A 5,150-nucleotide genomic window follows, 5' to 3' on the forward strand; every position below is an offset into this window, starting at 1 on the left:
GTGCTTCGTTCAGTTACATGTGCTTCCAATTAAAAATACGGTCTAAAGCTTCGCTGATATCTTTTTTATTGATAAAAATAGCATTTCTTCTAGCAGCAATAAAGCAGCTTCGTTTAAAGGTGCCTTCTAATTTGTTCTCACTAAAACCTGGGGTTTGTTTAGCTAATTCTTCTAAACTAATTTCTTCTGAAAGTTTTTATTACTTGCATGTAATTTTTTAAGATAGCTTCACGGTCTTTAACATTTGGTAAAGTAATATTAAAGTGACGGTCAAAACGTCCAGGACGCAAAATAGCTGAGTCAAGAGCTTCGGGTTGAGTTAGTAGCTGCAATAACAATACTTACCCATTTTTTGGTTAAAGCCGTCCATCTCTACTAAAAGTTGGTTTAAGGTTTGTTCCAGAACCGTTACTACCACCAATATTGGAGCCTCTTTTTCTAGCAGCTGCCTCAATTTCATCGACCAAAACGATACAAAGGAGCTGCCAGTTGAGCTTCTTTAAAAGATCTCTGACACGTGAAGCACCAACACCATAAGCTTCATCAAAATCAGAACCTGAAGCAGCAAAAAAAGGAACGCCTGCCTCACCTGCAACTGCTGGCAATAAGGTTTTTCCTGTACCTGGAGGTCCATACAACAAAACTCCTTTAGGAATTCTTGCTCCCATAGCAGCGTATTTGCCGCAGGGTTTTTTAAAAAGTCAATCAATTCTGACATTCTTCTTTTTCTTCATCAGCTCCTGCTACATCTGCAAAAATAAATCTTTTTTGATTGATAATAACTTTGCGACTTTTAGAACCTTTTTTACCAGGGGCTGATGCCAAAATTTCTTGTCCCATTTGTTTGATGGTATCGGCAAAAAAGAGAGAAAAAACAGTAAAATTAACATTGTTAAACATTGTCTAAATACCCAAACAACAGGTTCATAACCATTCCAAGGTCTAGGATCTACAGAATCAATTTTATATTTGTATTTGCCGTTTGGTTTTTTGTCAAATACTTTTCACCAAGGCATATTAAAAAAATCAATTACTTTGCTGCCGTCTTTAGTAGTAACTACAACATTACAAAAATATGAATTAAAATAGTGAGGTTCATAAATAGTTTGCTCAATTTTGTTATCTTTTGCAAGTTCATCAATGTATTGTTATCTTTTTTGCATTCTTAGTAAAATAACAATAAATAAAAATTAACCTATTAAAATTACAGCAAAAATAAAGGACGCCCATATAGATTTTTTAAAAAATTTTATCAAAAAATGACATAAAATTAACCTTTCTTGCAGAAATTATCTTTGAGTTAAACATTGAAATAAATATTTTAATGTTTGGAGTTTAATTGGGATGGATGTAATTTCTGCATTTTATTTTTGGATTCTCATTTTTAATTTGTTGAGAAAAACAATTTGAAGAAGTAAAAAAAAGTTTTAAAAGCTAAATAAATCTTGGATTAGTTTCCTAAGTAGAGTTGATATATAAGTGAGGATAAATAAATATTGTCTAGATTGTCTACTACTAACCATAAATTATTTCTTTGAGTAAGGGGCACTTTGTTTTCAATTAAAAATTTTTCAATTTTTAATTGCCAAAACTAAATTTTAATATATATCTTTTGGTTGGCGCAAGCACTTTTTTTAAAGGGAAAACTAACTTTTTGAGGATTATAATTGAGGATTGTAACAGAAGAGAAATGCAAGCAAGACAAAATTACATGTGAAACACACAACAAAGGTTTTGACAAAGCAAAGGAAAGTGTTGGTGCAGGCCTCATTATGTAATGTGATTGTAATCTTTTAATTAAATGCCACTCAAAATTAAGATGCCAAGATAAATTAGGCTTATAAGGATTGTTAATGCCTTTGATGATATTTTGGATAAAAATAAAACTTTTAGTAATATTTTGTTGTTCTAATAATAATAAAATGATATCTTTGATTAATAACTAAATCAAGGTTTAAAAAGTGCAAGTCAAAAGAAGTTTGGTGGGTTACAACTATGATTTGTGTGTTTTGTAAGAAATAAAAGAGTTTGTTTGCGAATAAAATTATAGGCTTGCAAAAGAGTTTGGTGGTATTTTTGGGATATTTTGCAAAAACTAGTTTGGGTTTTTAAATAAGGAATAACTTGGTGCCTGATTTGGTTTCTTTGATAAGTGAGGTTTTGATTGGTGCAATCTTCCAAAAAAGGGATTTGGTAAAAAGCAGCATAAATTATGATTTTGGCTTTGGGAACGTATAAAAAAGGTTTCAAAAAAATGAAATCTTGCCAAGAAGTTTGGATCTGCATGCCACTATAACTCCAGCAAAGTGCTGCTTCTAGTTATTTTTTGTAAAATAGTTTCTGCCAAATCATCTAAATGATGGGCTGTTAAAATAAAGGAGTTTGGTGCTTTGTAGCTATTTGCATTAATTTTTGTTGTCTTAATAAACGTGCTTGGACTTGAAAGTTTTTTGAGGCAGTTAAGTTCAAAATAATGGAAACAAAGGGAGTTTTGCAGGCAATAACTTTGGACCTAATTCTTTATCTTTCCAAGCATTAGGGCGCGCTAAATGGTTGAAATGCACAACTTGCAGTTTTATTTTTTGTGCCACCAAACAATGAAGTAAAGACATTGAATCAACGCCGCCACTTACAGCTATAATATAGGTTTGATTGGCATCTAGACTACAAGCAAGTTTGATAGTTTTCATGTAAAACATCCTTAATTACAATTGCATTTTGAATTTGAGTTTTAGGGTGTTGAGTTGTTCTTAGTCAACTTTACTGGAGCTTCTAACATCAAATCTTGCTGACTTTGGGTTTAGGAAAAGCAATAACATCTTTGATATTGTTGGTTTGGTAAACAACATCACAAGACGATCAAAGACCTAGGAGCAAGTCCTCCATGAGGTGGGGTGCCGTATTTAAGAGCTTCGACTAAAGAAACCAAAACGAGTTTGCACTTCTTCTTGTGAAAAATACAAAGACTAAAAATTAATTCTTGCGTTTGGGGATTGTTAATTCTTAACAGACCACCACCCACTTCGTAGCCGTTCAAACTAAATCATAGGTTTTGGCAAGAGCTTTTGAGGATTGCTTTTCAAAATAGCAATATCACAAGGAGCAGTAAAAGGATGATGCAAAGAATAAAGACGGTTGGAAGTATTTGAGTTTTCCAAAGTAAGATCTGGTTGGGGCAGGTCTTCTGGAGTAGTTCTCCAAAATAAAGGAAAATCAACAATCCATAATAACGCTTCTTTGAGTTGTATCAACCAAAGATAAATCATGGCCAGTTTGGTGCGAAAAATACCTAAAGCTTTGTGCATAATGTCTTTTGTGCCAGAAACAACAAAACAAATTTCTTCATTTTTTAAAAAAGAATCATCTTTAATAAATTGAGATATTACACCTATAATTTTATCATTTTTTTAACAAAGAAAACAATTTCAAGTTAAAATGTTTACTAAAAAACAATTGATACTCATCTAGTTTTCGGCGTGTCAAAACTGCTGTTTTAGAAACTTTAAAGCCTTTAATGCTGCATGAAAACATATTTTGGGGCAAGTGGTAGTATCAAAAAAGTAGTAAAATCAGTGATTTTAAGGGGATTTCTTAAATCCTGGTTTATCAGAACCATAAAGTTCAAAGGCTTGTTGGGATAAGTTAATCTTAAAAAGGGTTGGAGAAAGTGGTTTTTTCCAAATATTGGCAAATAAATCTACTATAATTTCTTCTGTTAAGGAGCATAATTTCATCTTGATTTAAAAAGATGTTTCAATATCGATTTGACTAAATTCAGGTTGCCTATCAGATCTGGAGGTCCTCATCGCGGAAACAACGTGCTACTTGAAAATACCTTTCAAATCCTGCAATCATGTATAATTGTTTAAAAAAGTTGGGGAGATTGAGGGAAGGGCATAAAAAATTACCTGGATAAATTCTGGAAGGAACTAAATAATCTCTTGCTCCTTCAGGAGTTGATTTAGATAAAATGGGGTTTCTAGTTCTAAAATCATTTTTCAAAGAGTTTGACGAATACTTTGGGTAATGTGGTGTCTTTGAATCAAAAAATGTTTAACTTCAGGATTTCTTAAAATCCAAATAACGATATTTAAGTCTTGTTTCTTCTAAACTTTCTTGACTTTGACACATTTAAAGGTTTGGAGACCTCACTTAAAATTTCAATATGAGATACTAAAATTTCAATATCACCAGTTGGCAAATCAGGATTTTTATTGATTCTTCTTCAATTACTTGACCTTTAATTTGGTCACGACTGTTTCTAATTTAATTAAAGCTATTTGTCGCCAGGATTATTTTTGTTCAATAATTGAACGATACCAGAAACATCACGTAAGTCAAAAAGAGTTTTTCCTGTTGCGTTTACGAAAAATAAAACCTTTTAGAAAAACTGTTTTTCCTTGATGGGCAAGTTGTAAATTGATTGTTATAATGGCTATATTTAGTTTTCATGAATTAATTTAACTCTTGTTGTTTTGAAAATAAGAAACAACATCTTTTTGCAATATGGTGGTTTATTGTTGGTGTCAGTATTTTTGATTGTAATTTGATTGTTGTCAAATTCTTTGGTCCCAGAATTAAAGACAGAAGGAAGTTGTTTTAAGCGTTTGTTTGAGACTTTTGAAAGATAAAAACTGATAATTAAGATCGGCGGAAAAACCTGATGGCGGAGAGTTGTTGCAAGTGCAAGTCCTTGATAAAAAATTATGGCACACTAACTAATATAAAGGCATCCAAAGAAGGTAAAATATTTTTATTGCAAAAGGAATGAGTGGCTAAATGACATTGAACGTTCCATGCCTAGCGCAAACCAATACCAGGCGAAGGGTTTCCAGATCAAAGTAACTAAATTATCATAACAAATACCCCCACCTAAAACTGCTTGATGTCCGTTCGTTATTATAAACAATTTCAAAACGCTATGAGTATAATAATCAAGTCCAATGACCAAATCATGACACAATCTGGTGACTAACATTCATTTGTTTAAGCCCTTCTAAAACTTGTAAAAAACGAAATTTGGCGTCCTCAACAAGATGGTCAAAATGCGTGGTGCTTGCTGGTGTTGTCTGTTGTGACAATTTTTACAATCCCAAATACAAAATATTTTTTCAAATCTTTCTTACAATACGTAACTGAAATCAGCGGTA

8 protein-coding genes are annotated in these 5,150 nt (G+C 32.2%); all 8 read right to left on the minus strand.

Annotated elements, in window-relative coordinates:
- Nucleotides 1–356: 356 nt before the first annotated feature.
- Nucleotides 357–668 (minus strand): AAA family ATPase, encoded by a 312-nt coding sequence (locus tag ACEW7V_RS03055; protein WP_374695401.1) that lies wholly within the window; start codon nucleotides 666–668, stop codon nucleotides 357–359.
- Between the two features lie 37 nt (nucleotides 669–705).
- On the minus strand, nucleotides 706–900 hold the full coding sequence (locus ACEW7V_RS03060) for a hypothetical protein (protein ID WP_374695402.1): 195 nt from the start codon (nucleotides 898–900) through the stop codon (nucleotides 706–708).
- 1,068 nt (nucleotides 901–1,968) lie between these two features.
- Nucleotides 1,969–2,250 carry an ATP-binding protein gene (locus tag ACEW7V_RS03065; RefSeq protein ID WP_374695403.1) on the minus strand — a complete coding sequence of 94 codons (282 nt, stop codon included), beginning with the start codon at nucleotides 2,248–2,250 and terminating at the stop codon, nucleotides 1,969–1,971.
- Nucleotides 2,251–2,465: 215 nt separating this feature from the next.
- The gene (locus tag ACEW7V_RS03070; RefSeq protein ID WP_374695404.1) at nucleotides 2,466–2,690 is read right to left on the minus strand and encodes an ATP-binding protein; all 225 of its coding nucleotides are present in this window, start codon (nucleotides 2,688–2,690) and stop codon (nucleotides 2,466–2,468) included.
- 158 nt (nucleotides 2,691–2,848) lie between these two features.
- Nucleotides 2,849–3,037: an amino acid--tRNA ligase-related protein gene (locus tag ACEW7V_RS03075; RefSeq protein ID WP_374695405.1), complete on the minus strand. Its 189-nt coding sequence runs from the start codon at nucleotides 3,035–3,037 to the stop codon at nucleotides 2,849–2,851.
- Nucleotide 3,038: 1 nt separating this feature from the next.
- Nucleotides 3,039–3,305 carry a hypothetical protein gene (locus ACEW7V_RS03080; protein ID WP_374695406.1) on the minus strand — a complete coding sequence of 89 codons (267 nt, stop codon included), beginning with the start codon at nucleotides 3,303–3,305 and terminating at the stop codon, nucleotides 3,039–3,041.
- A gap of 273 nt (nucleotides 3,306–3,578) precedes the next feature.
- Nucleotides 3,579–3,734: a hypothetical protein gene (locus ACEW7V_RS03085; protein WP_374695407.1), complete on the minus strand. Its 156-nt coding sequence runs from the start codon at nucleotides 3,732–3,734 to the stop codon at nucleotides 3,579–3,581.
- 52 nt (nucleotides 3,735–3,786) lie between these two features.
- The gene (locus ACEW7V_RS03090) at nucleotides 3,787–4,002 is read right to left on the minus strand and encodes an amino acid--tRNA ligase-related protein (RefSeq protein WP_374695408.1); all 216 of its coding nucleotides are present in this window, start codon (nucleotides 4,000–4,002) and stop codon (nucleotides 3,787–3,789) included.
- Nucleotides 4,003–5,150 lie beyond the last annotated feature (1,148 nt).

It is taken from the genome of Areca yellow leaf disease phytoplasma (assembly GCF_041920595.1).

Excerpts from the sequence above, each read along its gene's own strand:
- ACEW7V_RS03085 (WP_374695407.1), bottom strand. The coding sequence starts at position 3,734 with ATGAAATTATGCTCCTTAACAGAAGAAATTATAGTAGATTTATTTGCC.
- ACEW7V_RS03060 (WP_374695402.1), bottom strand. The coding sequence starts at position 900 with ATGTTTAACAATGTTAATTTTACTGTTTTTTCTCTCTTTTTTGCCGAT.
- ACEW7V_RS03055 (WP_374695401.1), bottom strand. The coding sequence starts at position 668 with ATGGGAGCAAGAATTCCTAAAGGAGTTTTGTTGTATGGACCTCCAGGT.
- ACEW7V_RS03080 (WP_374695406.1), bottom strand. The coding sequence starts at position 3,305 with ATGCACAAAGCTTTAGGTATTTTTCGCACCAAACTGGCCATGATTTAT.
- ACEW7V_RS03070 (WP_374695404.1), bottom strand. The coding sequence starts at position 2,690 with ATGAAAACTATCAAACTTGCTTGTAGTCTAGATGCCAATCAAACCTAT.